This window comes from Pantoea sp. DY-17 (assembly GCF_019795975.1).
Taxonomy (GTDB): Bacteria; Pseudomonadota; Gammaproteobacteria; order Enterobacterales; family Enterobacteriaceae; genus Pantoea; species Pantoea leporis.
The window spans coordinates 178,987-195,441 of record NZ_JAIMIG010000001.1 but is presented as its reverse complement, the minus strand read 5'-3'; the positions used below and the strand labels follow the sequence as shown (position 1 = coordinate 195,441).

Annotated in this window: 18 protein-coding genes and 1 other RNA gene; 8 read left to right on the top strand and 11 right to left on the bottom strand. The window is 55.1% G+C overall.

Features of this window, described 5'->3' with window-relative positions; genetic code table 11:
- Window positions 1-7: 7 nt before the first annotated feature.
- Together K5Y33_RS00960 and K5Y33_RS00955 are read right to left on the bottom strand one after the other, a co-directional pair.
- Window positions 8-847: a metal ABC transporter permease gene (locus K5Y33_RS00960; RefSeq protein WP_222233089.1), complete on the bottom strand. Its 840-nt coding sequence runs from the start codon at window positions 845-847 to the stop codon at window positions 8-10.
- The gene (locus K5Y33_RS00955) at window positions 844-1,500 is read right to left on the bottom strand and encodes a metal ABC transporter ATP-binding protein (RefSeq protein ID WP_137385283.1); all 657 of its coding nucleotides are present in this window, start codon (window positions 1,498-1,500) and stop codon (window positions 844-846) included. Before K5Y33_RS00955 ends, K5Y33_RS00960 begins: the two co-directional genes overlap by 4 nt.
- Window positions 1,501-1,840: 340 nt before the next feature.
- Between K5Y33_RS00955 and K5Y33_RS00950 the strand changes: the two genes are divergently transcribed.
- The 3 genes from K5Y33_RS00950 (at window position 1,841) to K5Y33_RS00940 (ending at window position 2,962) form a co-directional block, all read left to right on the top strand.
- The gene (locus K5Y33_RS00950; protein ID WP_101762410.1) at window positions 1,841-2,194 is read left to right on the top strand and encodes a hypothetical protein; all 354 of its coding nucleotides are present in this window, start codon (window positions 1,841-1,843) and stop codon (window positions 2,192-2,194) included.
- Between the two features lie 147 nt (window positions 2,195-2,341).
- Entirely contained in the window at window positions 2,342-2,719 is a 378-nt protein-coding gene (gene tomB, locus K5Y33_RS00945; protein WP_007886936.1) for an Hha toxicity modulator TomB, read from the top strand.
- A 24-nt stretch (window positions 2,720-2,743) separates the two neighbouring features.
- On the top strand, window positions 2,744-2,962 hold the full coding sequence (locus K5Y33_RS00940) for an HHA domain-containing protein (RefSeq protein ID WP_007886938.1): 219 nt from the start codon (window positions 2,744-2,746) through the stop codon (window positions 2,960-2,962).
- A gap of 129 nt (window positions 2,963-3,091) precedes the next feature.
- Here K5Y33_RS00940 and ffs read toward each other — a convergent pair.
- Window positions 3,092-3,188, bottom strand: an RNA gene (ffs, locus tag K5Y33_RS00935) — signal recognition particle sRNA small type.
- Window positions 3,189-3,365: 177 nt separating this feature from the next.
- On the opposite strand from ffs, the gene K5Y33_RS00930 reads away from it, so the two are divergent.
- On the top strand, window positions 3,366-3,677 hold the full coding sequence (locus K5Y33_RS00930) for an MGMT family protein (RefSeq protein ID WP_008103902.1): 312 nt from the start codon (window positions 3,366-3,368) through the stop codon (window positions 3,675-3,677).
- A 145-nt stretch (window positions 3,678-3,822) separates the two neighbouring features.
- Here the strand turns inward: K5Y33_RS00930 and K5Y33_RS00925 are convergent, their stop codons facing one another.
- Window positions 3,823-4,380: a YbaY family lipoprotein gene (locus K5Y33_RS00925; RefSeq protein WP_101762412.1), complete on the bottom strand. Its 558-nt coding sequence runs from the start codon at window positions 4,378-4,380 to the stop codon at window positions 3,823-3,825.
- Window positions 4,381-4,585: 205 nt separating this feature from the next.
- Here K5Y33_RS00925 and tesB point away from each other — a divergent pair, with 205 nt between their 5' ends.
- Window positions 4,586-5,449, top strand: a complete 864-nt coding sequence (tesB, locus tag K5Y33_RS00920) for an acyl-CoA thioesterase II (protein WP_101762413.1) — start codon at window positions 4,586-4,588, stop codon at window positions 5,447-5,449.
- Window positions 5,450-5,523: 74 nt separating this feature from the next.
- Here the strand turns inward: tesB and amtB are convergent, their stop codons facing one another.
- From amtB to K5Y33_RS00895, 5 genes are all read right to left on the bottom strand, one after another.
- A complete protein-coding gene (amtB, locus tag K5Y33_RS00915) occupies window positions 5,524-6,813 on the bottom strand; it encodes an ammonium transporter AmtB (RefSeq protein ID WP_101762414.1) in 1,290 nt (429 codons plus the stop codon).
- A gap of 33 nt (window positions 6,814-6,846) precedes the next feature.
- Window positions 6,847-7,185: a P-II family nitrogen regulator gene (gene glnK / locus K5Y33_RS00910; RefSeq protein WP_007886947.1), complete on the bottom strand. Its 339-nt coding sequence runs from the start codon at window positions 7,183-7,185 to the stop codon at window positions 6,847-6,849.
- A gap of 259 nt (window positions 7,186-7,444) precedes the next feature.
- Complete coding sequence (locus K5Y33_RS00905; protein WP_222233088.1) at window positions 7,445-9,220, bottom strand: SmdB family multidrug efflux ABC transporter permease/ATP-binding protein; 1,776 nt, start codon at window positions 9,218-9,220, stop codon at window positions 7,445-7,447.
- Window positions 9,213-10,982, bottom strand: a complete 1,770-nt coding sequence (locus K5Y33_RS00900; RefSeq protein ID WP_137385280.1) for a SmdA family multidrug ABC transporter permease/ATP-binding protein — start codon at window positions 10,980-10,982, stop codon at window positions 9,213-9,215. Before K5Y33_RS00900 ends, K5Y33_RS00905 begins: the two co-directional genes overlap by 8 nt.
- Before the next feature lie 23 nt (window positions 10,983-11,005).
- Window positions 11,006-11,467, bottom strand: a complete 462-nt coding sequence (locus K5Y33_RS00895; RefSeq protein WP_137385279.1) for an Lrp/AsnC family transcriptional regulator — start codon at window positions 11,465-11,467, stop codon at window positions 11,006-11,008.
- A gap of 115 nt (window positions 11,468-11,582) precedes the next feature.
- Between K5Y33_RS00895 and K5Y33_RS00890 the strand changes: the two genes are divergently transcribed.
- Window positions 11,583-12,617 (top strand): PLP-dependent cysteine synthase family protein, encoded by a 1,035-nt coding sequence (locus K5Y33_RS00890; protein WP_110867738.1) that lies wholly within the window; start codon window positions 11,583-11,585, stop codon window positions 12,615-12,617.
- 34 nt (window positions 12,618-12,651) lie between these two features.
- Here the strand turns inward: K5Y33_RS00890 and cof are convergent, their stop codons facing one another.
- Window positions 12,652-13,473: an HMP-PP phosphatase gene (gene cof, locus K5Y33_RS00885; RefSeq protein ID WP_110867739.1), complete on the bottom strand. Its 822-nt coding sequence runs from the start codon at window positions 13,471-13,473 to the stop codon at window positions 12,652-12,654.
- A 93-nt stretch (window positions 13,474-13,566) separates the two neighbouring features.
- Here cof and K5Y33_RS00880 point away from each other — a divergent pair, with 93 nt between their 5' ends.
- Window positions 13,567-15,282: an SgrR family transcriptional regulator gene (locus tag K5Y33_RS00880; RefSeq protein ID WP_222233087.1), complete on the top strand. Its 1,716-nt coding sequence runs from the start codon at window positions 13,567-13,569 to the stop codon at window positions 15,280-15,282.
- Between the two features lie 26 nt (window positions 15,283-15,308).
- Window positions 15,309-16,004, top strand: coding sequence for a 7-cyano-7-deazaguanine synthase QueC (queC, locus tag K5Y33_RS00875; RefSeq protein WP_101762419.1), 696 nt, complete (start codon window positions 15,309-15,311; stop codon window positions 16,002-16,004).
- A gap of 37 nt (window positions 16,005-16,041) precedes the next feature.
- Here queC and K5Y33_RS00870 read toward each other — a convergent pair whose 3' ends face one another.
- The gene (locus tag K5Y33_RS00870; RefSeq protein WP_101762420.1) at window positions 16,042-16,449 is read right to left on the bottom strand and encodes a thioesterase family protein; all 408 of its coding nucleotides are present in this window, start codon (window positions 16,447-16,449) and stop codon (window positions 16,042-16,044) included.
- Window positions 16,450-16,455 lie beyond the last annotated feature (6 nt).

Here is a 16,455-nt window from a genome sequence, read left to right as displayed (position 1 = left end):
GGTTTGGTTATCGACGGCGCAACAGGCCGCCACATGGTCCTGTCAAAACAGAAAGCAGAAACAGCACCGCAGCACTGAGCACCACCGCCGGTCCAGCCGGCAGCGAGAAATGCCACGAAAGAATCAGGCCGATAAATGCTGAGACGATCGCCAGCAGCATGGCGATGCCGAGCATGTAAGCCAGATGGCGGCTCCAGAAGCGTGCGCTGGTGGCCGGCAGCATCATCAATCCCACCGACATCAGCGTGCCCAGCACCTGAAAGCCCGCCACCAGATTGAGCACCACCAGCATCAGAAACAGACCGTGCACCAGCGGTGCGCTCCATTTGCCCTGAGCGCGCAGGAAATCGGGATCGAAGGCATCGATCACCAGCGGACGGAAGATCACCGCCAGCAGCAGCAAGGTCGTAGCCGCAATGCCGCCGACCAGCATAATCGCCGCGTTATCCACCGCCAGCAGCGATCCAAATAACACGTGCAGAAGATCGACGCTGGAGCCGCGCAGCGACACCAGCGTGACGCCGAGTGCAAGAGAGCCGAGGTAAAAGCCGGAAAAGCTGGCATCCTCTTTGAGATGCGTATAACGGCTGACCGCTCCCGAGAGCAGCGCCACCGCCAATCCGGCAATCAGGCCGCCGATACCCATCGCCACCAGCGATAATCCCGATACCAGATAACCAATCGCCGCGCCGGGTAACACAGCATGTGATAAGGCATCGCCGACTAAACTCATGCGGCGCAGGGAAAGGAAAACGCCCAGCGGCGTGGCGCTGATCGCTAATGCAACGCAGGCCACCAGCGCTCGGCGCATGAAACCAAATTCGATAAAGGGTTGGAGTAATGTCACGACGCCACCCTACGCAACGTTGGCGTTTGTGCGGCATCAGCGTCATCGAGCGATAGCACATCCTGAAAATAACGCGCCACCAGCGGACGATCGTGTAGCACGACTAATAACGTGGTGCCCGCCTGCTGCTGCTGTTCGAGGATCGACATCAGCAAGGTGACGGTTTGGCTATCAATGCCGTTGAAGGGTTCATCCAGCAGCCAGAGCTGGCTGCGCTGCAGCATTAAGCGCGCGAACAGCACGCGCTGCAGTTGCCCACCAGATAACGTCGATGGCTGCGCATCGGCGAACTCACGCATTTGTACCGCATCCAGCGCGGCATCGATTTCCAGGCGCAAGGCGCGATTGATACCACCAAACCAGCCGCAGCGTGGCCAGCAGCCCATCGCCACCAGTTCATAGGCAGTAAGAGGAAAGCGGGTTTCAAGTTCACTGCGTTGCGGTAACCAGCCCAGGGCTTTGCGTGGGATGTGCAATTCGCAGTTGCCGGAAATTGGCGGTAGTAAGCCAGCAATGGTTTTTAGTAATGTCGATTTGCCGGTGCCGTTAGCGCCAATCAGCGCCGTCATGCTGCCCGTTGCCAGCTCCCCGTTAACGACCGGCGTCACCGCACGGCCTTGATAACCAGCTTGTAAGCGGTTGAAATGCATCATTTCTGCATGCCCCAATATAAGGCCAGCGCTAGCAAGGCAATCAGCATCAGTGCAACCAGCAAACGGCCGCCAAGGGAAAGAAGTAAACCGCTGTGATTCATACTCAACAACCAATAATGTTATAACATAACAATTATCATACCCGACTCATCCTCCATTGCGCCTAAGCAAAAGTGTTTCAAAAGTTGATCGATTATGAAGATAGCCGCGTTAATTCGCCGTTTCGCCATGAATGTGTTATGAAACCCATCACAACGATTACTCTTTCTGTTTATTAGCGACTTGCAATATCACTCAATAAGCTCAATGATAGAAACATCATTCTTTTACTGGATACAAAATGCCGTCTATTATTCATTGTGATATTGCTGTGGATGAGGACGATTGCGAAAAGTTGGTCAGAATTATCCAGGGGAATATTCTCAAAATAGCCGAGGCATTAGCCGGTGATTTACAGTGGTATTCTCAAAACGCGCAATTAGTTCCCGATAGCTTCCAGATTATTTCTATTCAACCAACCGACAATAATCGATTTAAAATGCTTTACGATTTCAGCTGGAATTTATTTAATCCTTGCCTGGATTTAAATGAAACGTTTACGCGTCGTGAAGAAGTGTTGTTTCAGGTAAAGCCCGGCGCGCTGGTGTTTGACGTGATTGACAATGAGCGCCCCTCTCCCGCCGATGAATTGTAATATTTGGTAATTGAGGTGAGCAAAGCTAATGATTGTGGATTACATTTAAGGAGTCGCTGAATTCAATTTTATTCGATATCGCTTCCTGGTAGCTTTTCTTAATCTCGCCGCGCTGCGGTAACTGTGCTAGCTATGGAGGGGAAAAAGATGGACGAATACTCACCGAAACGGCATGATATTGCCCAGCTTAAATACCTGTGTGAGAACCTGTTCGACGAAAGTATGGCGACATTGACTGACAGCCATCATGGTTGGGTTAATGATCCTACTTCGGAAAGCAATTTACAGCTCAACGATTTGATTGAGCATATCGCTTCTTTCACGATGAATTACAAAATTAAGCACGTTGAAGATGAAGCCCTGATTACGCAAATCGATGAATATCTTGACGATACCTTTATGCTGTTCAGCAGCTATGGAATCAATACTCAGGATCTACAACGGTGGCAGCGTTCAGCAAAACGCTTATTTAATCTGTTTGCCGAAGAGTGCGCTTATCTCCAACAACCTAGCCATTCCTTTTAGCACCAGACTGAGACCGGTTTATTTATGAGCAACCAAGCCTTAACTAAAACAGATTATTTGATGCGACTGCGCCGCTGTCGCTCAATCGATACCCTTGAACGGGTTATCGAAAAAAACAAGTATGAATTACCTGATAATGAACTCGCGGTATTCTATTCGGCAGCCGATCATCGTCTGGCTGAACTGACCATGAATAAGCTTTACGATAAAGTACCGGTTTCTGTCTGGAAGTTCGTCCGCTAAGTTTTTCCCCTAACAGCCGATCTGCATCATCATCGTTTTGATCAAGGATTGAATCACCGGCAAAGGATTGCCAGATTTCTCTGTGCGTAAAATTCTGTGGAGTATGAGGCGGGTACAAATTGGTGGGGGCCCTGCCAGCTACATCCCGGCACACGCGTCGCCTGCTGCGGCTGCTTCCTTCCGGATCTGACCGAGTTCACAAGTTAGCATTGCGGGAGAACCAACAGGGCCCCCATTGACAAGCCCTCATTTCGAGAGCGCAGGCATTATCAAGTATGCCCCCGGCAATTGCAAGCGCAGGCCCGACAACCGTTGGTTTCTTGCACAAGCACACAGCAATGCGCTGATGTCTACCCTTCTGCATGCTAAAGTTTGCCCTTTCCAGATAAAAATAGGTGCGCATATGAGCGACCAAAACAATTTCTCTGAGCGCGTCTGGCAGATCATCGCGGCCATTCCGCCAGGAAAGGTCACTACTTACGGGGATGTTGCGCAATTAGCGGGTTCGCCGCGCGCGGCACGCCAGGTGGGTGGCGTATTACGCCGTTTGCCGGAAGGCAGTAAATTACCCTGGTTTCGCGTTATCAATCGCCATGGCCGCATTTCACTGCAGGGTGACGACTTGTTTCGTCAGCGCGATGCGCTGGAAGCGGAAGGGATTGAAGTGAGCGACGCTGGGGAGATCGAGTTAGAGAAATATCGGTGGGAAATTTAGCGGTGCGATTTGTCGCGCACAAGCCCGCAGCCGTTACGTAAAGGCGCTGTCTCGTCCCTGATCGCTCGGCACACGCCATCCATGGCGTGTGACGCTTTACTCCACGGCAGCGGGCCTGTGCGCTTGGCCTGTGCCGTTTGGTAGATTACAGACTTGTCGGTGCCGGCACCGAAGCAGATGGCGTCACCTGCGTAGGTGAAGTCGAAGGCACTGTTGTTGCTGCTCCCGGCTGGGTTTGCATCGCGACGTTAGTCACTGGCACCAACAGCAGTTCGGCTTTTGTTCCGCCCTGATTAATCACCGGTTTCACCGTATCGGTGATAAATGCCAGCTTGCCATCAATCGAAATCGCCGCACTCAACAGAATGCGCGCGTTCGGCTGGATGTCAGCCGGGTTAAACGGCAAGACAAACTGGAACGGCGACTGTTTCCCTTCCGTACGCACCACGCGCTGCGACAGCACTTTCGAAGGCGCGTCGGCCAGCGATGCATCTGATAGCGTAACGGTCAGCACAGAATCCGGCGGCAGCGCAATGCGCTGGCGGATATACACCGAACCACTGACATTAGGCTGCGTAATCGCGGCCTGCTGCCCCGCTACCGCTGAGCCGAGTGTAGGTGTGGCAACCGGCTTGCTGTGGTCCGCACAACCGGTAATCGCCGCAGCCAGGGTCATACCGCTAATAACTTGCCAGAGTTTCATCGATGTCGTCTCCTTATGAACACTATGATTGTCGGCGGTAAATTCATTGCTTAGCTTTTCAGCCGCCGAATGACCTTAATTCTGGCACAAATATCGGCATTGCGCCTAAACCCTCCGCCAGCCCGCTGAAATCGCGGCAAAATCATTGACGGAAACTGGTCGGATCTTTCACACTGACGCGATGAGTCACGCTGAGGAATCCGCTATGAGCCAGGCACTGCACAACCTGCTTAATTTATTAAATCTGGAAAAACTGGAAGAAGGCCTGTTTCGTGGTCAGAGCGAAGATCTGGGCTTGCGCCAGGTGTTTGGTGGCCAGGTAGTCGGCCAGGCGCTGTATGCTGCGAAACAAACGGTGCCGGAAGAGCGCATCATTCACTCCTTCCACAGCTACTTTCTGCGTCCGGGCGATAGCCAAAAAGCCATCATTTATGATGTCGAAACGCTGCGTGACGGCAAAAGCTTCAGCGCACGCCGCGTTAGCGCGGTACAGAATGGTCAGCCGATCTTCTACATGACGGCTTCGTTCCAGGCACCTGAAAGCGGCTTCGAGCATCAGAATGAAATGCCGCAGGTGCCGGGCCCGGATAATCTGCCATCGGAACAGGATTTGGCGAAGAAGCTGGCCGCGCATCTGCCACTCAAGCTGAAAGAAAAATTCCTCGCCGAGCGTCCGCTGGATATTCGTCCGGTGCAAATTCATAACCCGCTGAAAGGCCACGTCGATGAGCCGCTGCGTCAGGTGTGGATTCGTGCCAACGGCGAGTTACCGGCCGATCGTCGTATCCATCAATACCTGCTGGGCTATGCCTCGGATCTCAACTTCCTGCCGGTGGCGCTGCAGCCGCACGGTAAAGGCTTCCTCGAAGCCGATATGCAGGTTGCAACCATCGATCACTCAATGTGGTTCCATCGTCCGTTCGACTTGTCTGAATGGCTGCTGTACAGCGTAGTGAGCACTTCCGCCTCGGGCGCGCGCGGTTTTGTGCGGGGTGAGTTTTATACCCAGGATGGCCGCCTGGTGGCCACCACGGTGCAGGAAGGCGTGATGCGCCAACGCGACGCATAAAAAAAGGGGCGATAAAATCGCCCCTCTGTTTTTTTATAATTTTAGCGCACTGCTCTTCTTTAGCCCGCCGGCGGTTACTGGTTGTAAGCGTTCTCGCCGTGGCTGTTTACATCCAGACCTTCACGTTCCTGATCTTCCGGAACACGCAGGCCAACAATCATATCCGCCAGTTTGAAGCCGATGAAGGCCACCACCGCAGTCCAGACGATGGTCACACCTACGCTGAACAGCTGAATCCAAACCTGATGGCCCATGGTCACGCCTTCTGCGTAGCCTACGCCGCCCAGTGAGGAGGATGCGAACACGCCGGTCAGGATACAACCGAGGATGCCACACACGCCGTGCACACCGAACACATCACATGGGTCATCAACGCGCAGCCATTTCTTCAGGGTTGTTACGCCCCACAGACCGGCTAAACCACCCGCCAGACCGATAATCAGCGCGCCGCCGACACCCACATAACCACAAGCAGGGGTAATCGCCACCAGACCGGCGATGAAGCCCGAGCAGGCGCCAAGCAGAGAAGGTTTACCGCGTACCGCCCACTCGCCAAACACCCACGACAGCACCGCACCTGCGGTAGCCACCACGGTATTCAGGAACGCCAGCGCAGCGATTTCGTTAGCTGAGGAAGCAGAACCAGCGTTGAAGCCGAACCAGCCCACATACAGAATCGCGGTACCGAGGAACACCATCGGCAGGTTGTGTGGTTTGAAGGCCTCTTTGCCGAAACCAGCACGTTTGCCCACCAGATAAGCACCCACCAGGCCTGCAACGGCGGCGTTGATGTGAACCACGGTGCCGCCCGCGAAGTCGAGCGCGCCATCTTGCGCCAGCAAGCCACCAGCCCATACCATGTGTGCGATTGGCAGATAAGCCAGCGTCAGCCATACCACCACGAAGATCAATACCGCAGAGAAGCGAATACGTTCAGCCAGCGCACCAACAATCAGGCCGACGGTGATACAGGCGAAGGAAGCCTGGAATGCGATGTGAATGTACTGATAGAAGCTGCCCATCAGCGCTTTCAGCTCAATATTTTTCAGCATCGCCCACTGGAAGCTACCGAAGAAGGCGTTGCCTTCACTGAACGCCAGTGAGTAGCCGTAAATCACCCACAGCACGCAAACCAGTGAGAAGGTCACCGCAACCTGCGTCAGCATCGACAGCACGTTCTTGCCGCGAATCAAACCGCCGTAGAACAGCGCAATGCCGGGAATCGACATAAACAGTACCAAGGCGGTACAGATCATCATAAAGGCGTTATCGGCTTTATCCGCTACTGCAGGGGCTGCCGCCATCGCCAGAGAAGGTAACAGCGCAAGGCTGGTGAGGCCCAACTTCGTTATCAGTTTATTCATTTCTTTCCATCCCATCACAATTCAGAGCCCCAGTTACAGTGCTGCTTCGTCGGTCTCGCCGGTACGAATACGAATGACGCGCTGCAGTTCTGCGACGAAAATCTTGCCGTCGCCAATTTTGCCGGTATACGCGGCTTTGCTGATGACATCGACCACTTCATCAAGTTGGTCGTCCGCAATAGCGATATCAATTTTTACTTTTGGCAAGAAGTTAACGCTGTACTCGGCACCGCGATAAAGCTCTGCGTGACCTTTCTGGCGACCAAAACCTTTAACCTCGGTAACGGTCAGTCCCTGAATGCCAATAGAGGATAAGGCTTCACGCACGTCCTCCAGCTTAAATGGTTTGATTACCACGGTAACCAGCTTCATACGTTCCCCTCCGGATAAGAAATTGAGTGAGTCTTCGCGGACACGTAGGGATATAAGCAAAGGCTGTGCCATAAATAAAAAAAGGGGAATGTCAGTAGCATAGGCGCGCTGCATCACGCTTCGTTATGTGAAGCACAGCGCAGATTGCGGAGGAGGAAGAGGAAAGGTGTTGCAATATTGCACTTCTTTGGTGCTTTAAGCCTCAAAGAAGTGCATCAATACAGAACATTCCGATAAAACTGTGCAAAAAAGGTGCAATTCACCCTTCAGCTTGTACGGGGATGCCCGCCGCGAGTTCATCGCCGGCCTGCTGCAGCTGATACATTTGCCAGTAACGGCCCTGCTCGGCCAGCAGCTCAGCATGCGTACCGCGTTCAACCACCTGACCGCGATGCAGCACTAAAATCTGATCGGCTTCGGTAATGGTGGAAAGGCGATGCGCAATCACCACCAGCGTGCTGTGCTGGCGTAGTGCACGTAACGCCTGCTGAATCGCCTGTTCCGTGCCGGAATCGATATTGGCCGTGGCTTCGTCGAGGATCAGGATTTGTGGCAATGACACCAGCACGCGCGCCAGCGCCAGCAGCTGTTTCTGCCCAACCGACAGATTATTGCCCTGCTCGCCTAAACGCGTATGGATGCCGTCCGCCATGCTGCGCGCCAGCGGTGCCAGCTGCACCGTCTCCAGCGCCTGCCACACCTGATCTTCCGGGATATCGCGCCCCAAACGCACGTTGGCCAGTAGCGAATCCGCCAGCACTACCGGATCCTGTTGCACCATCGCAACGCTTTGACGTAAAGCGGCGTGCGACAGCAGCGGCAGCGGGCGACCATCCAGTTCGATACTGCCGCGTGTCACCGGGTAATAGCCCATCAGCAGATTCGCCAGCGTGCTTTTCCCGCTACCGGTGTGCCCCACCAGCGCAACAAAATGACGCGCCGGCACTTCGAGATTGATGTGGCTGAGCACATCGCGATTATCGCGATAGGCAAAGCTCACATCCCGCAGCGAGATGCTGCCGGAGGCCAGCGGCTGAATATCGCTGCCGTAACCTTGCTGTTCCGCATCCATCAGTTCGAAGATACGCTCGCCGGACACCACCGCCTGTTGCAGCATCGACTGCTGCGTGGTGAGTTCAATCAGCGGTTCATTGAGGCGGCCAAGATAGGTAATAAAGGCGTACAGCACACCGACTTCAAACACGCCCGGCGTGGCGAAGCTGAACAGCATCAGCAAACCGCACAGAATCATGGCCGAAAACAGACTCAACAACGGGCGCAATAAAAAGCCATCCAGCCGCAGCGTTTCCATACGCGCCAGATAGTGTGAACGACTGGCTTCGCCCATGCGTTCACCAAAGCGCGCCTGCTGGCGGAACTGCTGGATCACGCTCATGCCGTTGATCACTTCATTGAAGCCGTTGTTGATGTCCGCCAGATAGCTGCGCACGCGACGCGCAATCGGCGTGCTAAAGCGCTGATAAATCAGCATCACCGTTAGCACCAGCGGGAAAATCACGATCGCTACCAACGCCATGCGCCAGTCGAGGGAGAACATCGCCACCAGCATCGCGCCAATCAACGCGGCGGCGCGCAACACTGTGGCCACCACGGTAACGTAGAGATCTTTGATCACTTCGGTGTCATTGGTGACGCGCGAGATGATTTGGCCGACCGGCTGCGTATCGAAGGCGCTGAGCGGCTGGCGCAACGCCGCGTTCATCACGTCCACGCGCAATTGCTGCACCACGCCAATCGCCGCGCGGTTAAACAACAACGCCTGAAAATAGTGCAAACCGGCGGCCAGCAATTGCAGCAGGACAAAGCCCACCAGCAGGCCCGCGACGATGCCCCACGGCATCTGATGTTTCGCCACCAGATTATCGATGAAGTAGCTTACCAGCACCGGTCCGGTGACTTCGGCTGCCGCCGCAATCCACAGCATGCCGACCGCCAGCCACAGCGATTTACGCCACGGTTTGCCATACGCCAGCAGTCGTTTCAGCGTCGGCCATAAACGTTGTGATTTAGCCACGGCTTGCTCCTTCTGCCACTTCATCGTCATCCAGTGCGGCTTCCAGCTGCTGATAACGGTACATATCGCGATACCAACCCTCTTTGCCCGCCAGAGTTTCATGATCGCCACGCTGCGCCACGGCACCCTGCTGCAGCACCAGAATTTCACTCGCTTCAGTGAGCGCCGACAAACGATGAGCGCTGATAATCAAGGTACGCCCTTTGCCCCACTGACGCAGATTATGCAGGATGTCATGTTCAGTGCGGCCATCAACCGCCGATAGCGCGTCATCCAGAATCAGGATTTCGGCATTCAGCAGCAGCGCGCGTGCAATCGCGATGCGCTGCTTCTGTCCGCCCGATAACATCACGCCGCGTTCGCCCACTTCGGTCTCATAACCTTGTGGCAGGCGCAGAATATCATCGTGCACGCAGGCCATGGTTGCCACGCGCTCCAGCTCTTGCTGCGTCGCATTCGGGCGACCCAGCGCCAGATTGGCGGCAATGGTATCGGAGAACAGGAAAGGCGTCTGGCTGACGACCGCCAGCCGGCTGCGCCAGCTATCGAGCCGCAACTGCGGCAGCGGCGTATTATGGTAGCGAATATCGCCTTGATCGATGTCGAAGTGGCGCTGAATCAAGCTTAGGAGCGTGCTCTTGCCGCAGCCGGTTGGCCCACATAATCCCAGCATTTGGCCCGGTTTTAACTGGAAATTAAGATGGCTCAGCACCGGGCCAGAGCTGGCCGGATAGCGGAACTCACGAATAGCGACCTGCAGGATGCCAGGTTCGGGCGGTAACACTTTCTGTCCATCTTCAACCGCTGGCGCTTCCGCCAGCAATGAACGGATACGGCTCCACGCCGCACTGCCGCGCTCAACGATGTTGATCATCCACGCCAGCGCCAGCATGGGCCAAATCATCAGACCAAGGTACATCACAAAGCTGGTGAGCTGCCCAAGCGTCAAACTGCCGTTCCACACCATCCAGCCGCCACCGGCAATCGCCAGCAGGTTAGAGAAGCCGACGGCGATATAAATGATTGGATCGAATCGCGCATCCACGCGCGCCACATGCAGGTTTTTCTTGCCGGTATCAGCAGCAATGCCGGCAAACTGCTGCGACTGATGATCTTCGAGGCCAAATGCTTTGATCATACGAATGCTGGTGAGGCTTTCCTGGGTTTGATCGTTCAGGCTTGAAAACGCCGCCTGCGCCACTTTGAAACGTTGATGCAAGCGGGCACCGTCTTTCTGGATGGCGAAAGCCATAATTGGCATCGGGATCAGCGCCAGTAACGTCAGTTGCCAGCTAATTTGGGTGCTCATCACAATCAGCACCACCAATCCCATCACCAGCGAATCCACCAGCGTCAGCACGCCTTCACCGGCGGCAAACACCACGCGATCCACATCATTGGTGGCGCGGGCGATCAGATCGCCAGTGCGATGGCGCAGATAAAATGCCGGATGCTGGCGGCTGAGCTGGCGATAAAAATCTTCACGTAGCTCAACGGCTAATTGATAGGATGCGCCAAACAGCAGCACGCGCCAGACGTAGCGCAGCAGATAGACGATCACCGCCGTCACCAGCATCACGCCGATCCACATAAAGATCTGCCCGGCGCTTAAATTATGTTGGGTGACGCCGTCGACAATTACGCCAACCACGTGCGGTGGCAGCAATTGCAGTAAGGCAATAACGATCAGCAAGCTGACGGCGCCCAGATATCGCCGCCACTCGCGCAGGAAATACCAACTTAACTGGCTGAATAATTGCACAAGCGTGTCTCTTTCTGTGCCCGTTAGGGCGCTACCGGCAAGGCGGTGGTGTATTTAATCTCTTCCATGGCAAAACTGGAGGTCACATCTATCAGTCCCGGTACGCCGTTCACCAGGCGCTTATAAAAGCTGTCGTAACTCTTCATGTCCGCGACCTGAATGCGCAGCAAATAATCGTACTCGCCCGCCATGCGGTAAAACGCCATCACTTCCGGCATTTGCTGCACCACGGCGACAAATTGCTTAAACCACTCGCTGCTGTGCTGCTGAGTTTTAACAAACATAAAAGCGGTGAGCGACAGACCGATTTTTTCGCCGTCCACCAGCGCCACGCGCGCACGAATAATGCCATCATCTTCCAGTTTTTTCAGGCGTTTCCAGCACGGCGTGGTGGTGAGATTCACCGCATCGGCCAACGTCTGCAGCGATAATGTGCAATCCTGCTGCAGCATTGCCAGCAAAGCGCGGTCAGTTTTATCTAACATTTGCCACTCCCGGAGAAAAATTTTCTCTAAGCGCACCATTATACCGTGATTAAAGCAACCTCTTTTTCCTGCCAGTGCCTTACACTGTGCGCAATAATGATTACGGAAATGCCACATGCAAACGCCCTGGGTTCGCCACGCCATCAATGAAATTAACGCCGATTTTCAGCGCTCCGCGGATACGCATCTGATCCGCTTTAAGCTGGATGATTTTCCCGGCATTCACTTCTATCTTAAGGATGAAAGCACCCATCCCAGCGGCAGCTTAAAACATCGACTGGCGCGTTCCCTTTTTCTCTATGGCCTGGCGAATGGCTGGATCCACGAAAATACGCCGATCATTGAAGCCTCATCCGGCAGTACTGCGGTATCGGAAGCTTACTTCGCGCGTTTGCTCGGTTTGCCCTTTATCGCTGTGATGCCCGCCAGCACCGCGAAACGCAAAATCGAGATGATTGGTTTTTACGGTGGCGAGTGCCATTTCGTCGCCGATCCCTGCCAGCTGTACAGCGAATCCGAGCGTTTAGCACGTGAACTCAACGGCCACTTTATGGACCAGTTCACCTACGCAGAACGTGCCACTGATTGGCGCGGCAACAACAACATCGCCGAAAGCATTTTCCGCCAGATGTCACACGAACCCTTCCCGGTGCCGCATACGGTGATCATGAGCGCCGGTACCGGCGGAACCTCAGCAACATTGGGCCGCTATATCCGCTATCAGGGCCATGACACGCGCCTGCTGGTGGTCGATCCGCAGCATTCAGTGTTCTTTGATTACTGGCAGAGCCGCGACAAAACGCTGCGCAGCGAACGCGGCAGCCTGATTGAAGGCATTGGTCGTCCGCGCGTGGAACCGTCGTTTTTACCCGACGTGATTGACGAGATGATGAAAGTGCCGGATGGCGCGACTATCGCCGCAATGCTGCAGCTGGAAAAGGTGCTGGGACGTCGCCCTGGCGCTTCAACCGGCACCAACTTCTGGGGCATGATGCAGGTGGCAAAACGCATGCGGGAAAACGGTGAGCAGGGTTCTCTGGTGACGTTGCTGTGTGACAGCGGTGAGCGCTATCCCGACACCTATTACAATGCGCAGTGGGTAGAGCAGAATATCGGCGACATTGCGCCGTGGGTGCGTGAGCTGCAATAAAAAACCGGACGTCCTGTCCGGTTCACTGTAAGCCTCAGCATTCGGGGGAATAATCGAGGTGTGGTGTGGTCATCCAGTGATTAAGGTAGTGAGACACCGCCTGTGTCTCGCAATGTCCGATAATCGGTAAATGGGGCAACGACGCTTTCAGTTGATGCATGGCGTTGCCCATAATGAAACCGCTGCCAACACGTTCCAGCATTTCGCGATCGTTCATGGCATCGCCAAACGCCATACAATCCGCCAGCGACAGCGAAAGATGCTGGCACAAACGCCCCAACGCCGCGCCTTTATGGCAATCGACCGGCAACACCTCCAGACAATCCCACGCAGAGAAGCAAATGTTGGCCCGCTCGCCCAACGCGGCCTGCAATTCGCTTTTTAACGCCTGCAACATTTCATGTGGCGCAATAAAACAGATTTTCGTGACTTCATGCGCCGACATCTGACGCAAATCGCGCAGCTGATAATGGAAGCCACTCATCGCATGCGCTTCCAGCGCGCCGAGCAGCGGCTTATCGGTAAACCAGCCCTCATCGTTGAAAACATGAATCGAGGCCGGCGTTTGCCAATGCGTATGAATCACCTCTTCCGCCACTGATGGCGATAAATCGCAGCCGTAAAGTTGGTTGCCTTCAAGATCGTGAATGCGCGTACCGTTACCGGTAATCAGCCACGCAGGCAAGGTGATTTGTTCGCGTACTCGCTGCATATCCATGAGATGGCGCCCGGTGGCAAACGCCAACGTGACGCCGCGCTGATGCAACGCGTGCAGGCTTGCCAGCGTTTCATTACCTAACCGGTGCGAAGGCAGCAACAGCGTGCCGTCCATATCAAATGCCGCGAGGCGAGCCATGCGAATTCTCCTGTCTGAGTGAGGCAGGTACTATCGCCTGGTAATTACGGAACTAATAGTGAATACTTTTTAAAAACTGTTCCGGGTTTAGCTATGCGTGAACTTCATCGGGTCAATCAATTTCAGCGCCTGTGGCAACTCAGCCACGGCGAAACTCAACGCCTCAGCGTCGCCGCGATGGCGCAACACTGCTTTTGCAGCGAGCGCCATCTGCGCACGCTGCTGCGTCAGTGGCAGGATGCCGGCTGGCTGCAGTGGCGCGGTGAATCCGGGCGTGGCAAACAGGGTGAGCTAACTTTCCTGGTGTCGCCGGAACAGCTGCGCCAGCAGTTGTTAACGCAGCAACTCGACGCCGGCGAGGCGGTACAGGCGCTGCAGGTGCTCGATCTGCATCCCGAGCGATTAGTAAAATTGCTGCGACCACTGATGGGCGGTCAGTGGCAGAAGCAATCGCCGGTGCTGCGCATTCCTTACTACCGCGCGATGGAGCCGTTGCGTCCGCTGCAGCTGACCGGACGCGCCGAGCAACATCTGGCACGCCAGGTTTTCTCCGGGTTAACGCGCTTTCGCGATAACGATGTTGAAGGCGATCTCGCTCACCATTGGCAGCATGATGCCAGCGGCCGTGACTGGTATTTCTGGCTGCGCCCACAGCTCAGCTGGCACAACGATGAACCGGTGCAGGCGGCACAGTTGGTTGAGCAACTGCAACAGATCAGGCATTCGCCACGCGGTGCGCGGCTGCTGGCGGCGATTGAACAGATTGAAGCGCCGCATCCGCTAGCGATACATATTCAACTGCGTGAAAGCGATTACTGGCTGCCGCAGCGGCTGGCGCACCAGTTCTGTCTATTACCGCATCCTGAATTCGCCGATATCGGTAGCGGGCCGTGGAAACTCACGCATTTCACCGCTGAGATGGTGCGGCTGGAGAGCCATGCGCGCTGGCATTTGCAGCGCCCGCTGATCCAGCGGATGGAATACTGGATCACACCGCAGCTGTTTGATCGTGATCTCGGCACCAGTTGCAGCCATCCGGTGCAAATCGCCATTGGCGATCCTGACGAACTCGGCTCGCTACGTCCGGTTGATCGCAGTATCAGCCTGGGATTTTGCTATCTGACGCCACGCATCTCGGCGAACTTCAGTGCCGAACAGGCCCAATCGCTGATTGCCCTGATTCAGCGCAGCGGTGTGATTCAGCAACTGCCGCTGGATGAGGGTTTAATCACACCGAGCCATGAGCTGCTTCCTGGCTGGCCGGTACCGCGCGCCGAAAGAGAGACGATTGCACTGCCGCCCACATTAACGCTGCATTACCACTTGCCGGTCGAACTGCATGTGATGGCACAGGCGTTAATTCCACTGCTGGCGCAACACGGCTGCGCCCTCACCTGCATCTTCCATGACGTAAAAAGCTGGCGTGACGATAGCGATCTCAGTGAGGCCGATGTGGTGATGGGCGATCGACTGATTGGCGATGCACCGCTGTTTACGCTGGTGAACTGGCTGGAGAACGATCCGGTCTGGCAGCCGCTGCGCGAACAGGTTCTGCAAACGCCACTGAGCGCGATTGCCCAACAACCTGATGCACTGCAGCGCGGTGAATTGACTCAGCAACTGTTTCAGCAGCTGATGTGCGATGGCCACTTACTGCCGCTGTTTAACTATCGCTATCAGGTTTTTGCGCCGCCCGGCGTGGAGGGCATCCAGCTTAATAGTTTGGGATGGTTTGATTTCACCCGCGCCTGGATTCCGCCGCCAACCACAGCTAGCGCTGTTCAGCCTGCGTCCGAGCCAGTACCATAAGCGCACTGATTTTTGGGGAAGAAAAAATGAAACGAGCCGTTGTGGTATTCAGTGGCGGACAAGACTCCACCACCTGTTTAATTCAGGCGCTGCAACACTATGATGAAGTGCATTGCGTTACTTTTGATTACGGCCAACGCCATCGTGAAGAGATCGAGGTTGCGGCTGAGCTGTCGCACAAGCTGGGCGCGCGCGCGCACAAAGTGCTGGACGTTACGCTGCTCAACGAGTTAGCCGTTAGCAGCCTGACGCGCGACAACATTCCGGTGCCAACCTATGATCCCAATGCCAGCGGTTTGCCGAGTACCTTTGTACCGGGCCGCAATATCCTGTTCCTGACGCTGGCATCGATTTATGCCTATCAGGTCGAAGCCGAAGCGGTGATCACCGGCGTGTGCGAAACCGATTTCTCCGGCTACCCGGATTGCCGTGATGAGTTTGTTAAAGCACTGAATAACGCCGTCAGCCTCGGCATGGCGCGCAATATTCGCTTTGAGACGCCGCTGATGTGGCTGAATAAAGCGGAAACCTGGGCGCTGGCCGATTACTGGCAGCAGCTGCCGCTGGTACGCGCTGAAACGCTTACCTGCTACAACGGCGTAAAAGGTGATGGCTGTGGCGAATGCGCGGCCTGTCATTTACGCGCCCGTGGCCTGGCAGATTATCAGGCGAACGCGCCGGCGGTGATGGCAGCGATGAAACAAAAAAGCGGCCTCAACTGATTCAGGCCGCAGGGTAAACTGGCGTCATCGGCGCCAGTTATTCATTTTCCACCATCAATGACATCAGACGCTCGCGCAACTCCCCTTCCATCGGCACCGCTTTTTGCGTGCGCAAATCGATACAGACAAAGGTCAGCGCGGCATCGGCCACCACCGAATTATCACTCGCCAGCAAGACACGCTGCGCAATGATGCCACTTTTACCGCTGAGCTGTGACACTTCACTTTCAATATTCAATACGTCGCCCAATACCGCCGGACGACGATAGTTGATGTTGATATTCACCACCACAAACGCCAGTTGCTGCTCCATCAGCCAATGAAACGCATCGACATCCTCCAGCCACTGCCAGCGCGCCTCTTCCAGAAATTCCAGATAGCGCGCGTTATTCACGTGCTGATAAACATCCAGATGATAACCGCGCACTTTAATTGTGGTTTGCATTGTTGC

Coding starts and splice junctions, on each gene's coding strand:
- K5Y33_RS00880 (WP_222233087.1), top strand. CDS start 13,567: ATGCGTGAACTTCATCGGGTCAATCAATTTCAGCGCCTGTGGCAACTC.
- K5Y33_RS00895 (WP_137385279.1), bottom strand. CDS start 11,467: ATGTTAGATAAAACTGACCGCGCTTTGCTGGCAATGCTGCAGCAGGAT.
- K5Y33_RS00890 (WP_110867738.1), top strand. CDS start 11,583: ATGCAAACGCCCTGGGTTCGCCACGCCATCAATGAAATTAACGCCGAT.
- K5Y33_RS00940 (WP_007886938.1), top strand. CDS start 2,744: ATGAGCAACCAAGCCTTAACTAAAACAGATTATTTGATGCGACTGCGC.
- queC (WP_101762419.1), top strand. CDS start 15,309: ATGAAACGAGCCGTTGTGGTATTCAGTGGCGGACAAGACTCCACCACC.
- K5Y33_RS00870 (WP_101762420.1), bottom strand. CDS start 16,449: ATGCAAACCACAATTAAAGTGCGCGGTTATCATCTGGATGTTTATCAG.
- glnK (WP_007886947.1), bottom strand. CDS start 7,185: ATGAAGCTGGTTACCGTGGTAATCAAACCATTTAAGCTGGAGGACGTG.
- tesB (WP_101762413.1), top strand. CDS start 4,586: ATGAGCCAGGCACTGCACAACCTGCTTAATTTATTAAATCTGGAAAAA.
- amtB (WP_101762414.1), bottom strand. CDS start 6,813: ATGAATAAACTGATAACGAAGTTGGGCCTCACCAGCCTTGCGCTGTTA.
- K5Y33_RS00930 (WP_008103902.1), top strand. CDS start 3,366: ATGAGCGACCAAAACAATTTCTCTGAGCGCGTCTGGCAGATCATCGCG.
- K5Y33_RS00950 (WP_101762410.1), top strand. CDS start 1,841: ATGCCGTCTATTATTCATTGTGATATTGCTGTGGATGAGGACGATTGC.
- K5Y33_RS00925 (WP_101762412.1), bottom strand. CDS start 4,380: ATGAAACTCTGGCAAGTTATTAGCGGTATGACCCTGGCTGCGGCGATT.
- tomB (WP_007886936.1), top strand. CDS start 2,342: ATGGACGAATACTCACCGAAACGGCATGATATTGCCCAGCTTAAATAC.
- cof (WP_110867739.1), bottom strand. CDS start 13,473: ATGGCTCGCCTCGCGGCATTTGATATGGACGGCACGCTGTTGCTGCCT.
- K5Y33_RS00955 (WP_137385283.1), bottom strand. CDS start 1,500: ATGATGCATTTCAACCGCTTACAAGCTGGTTATCAAGGCCGTGCGGTG.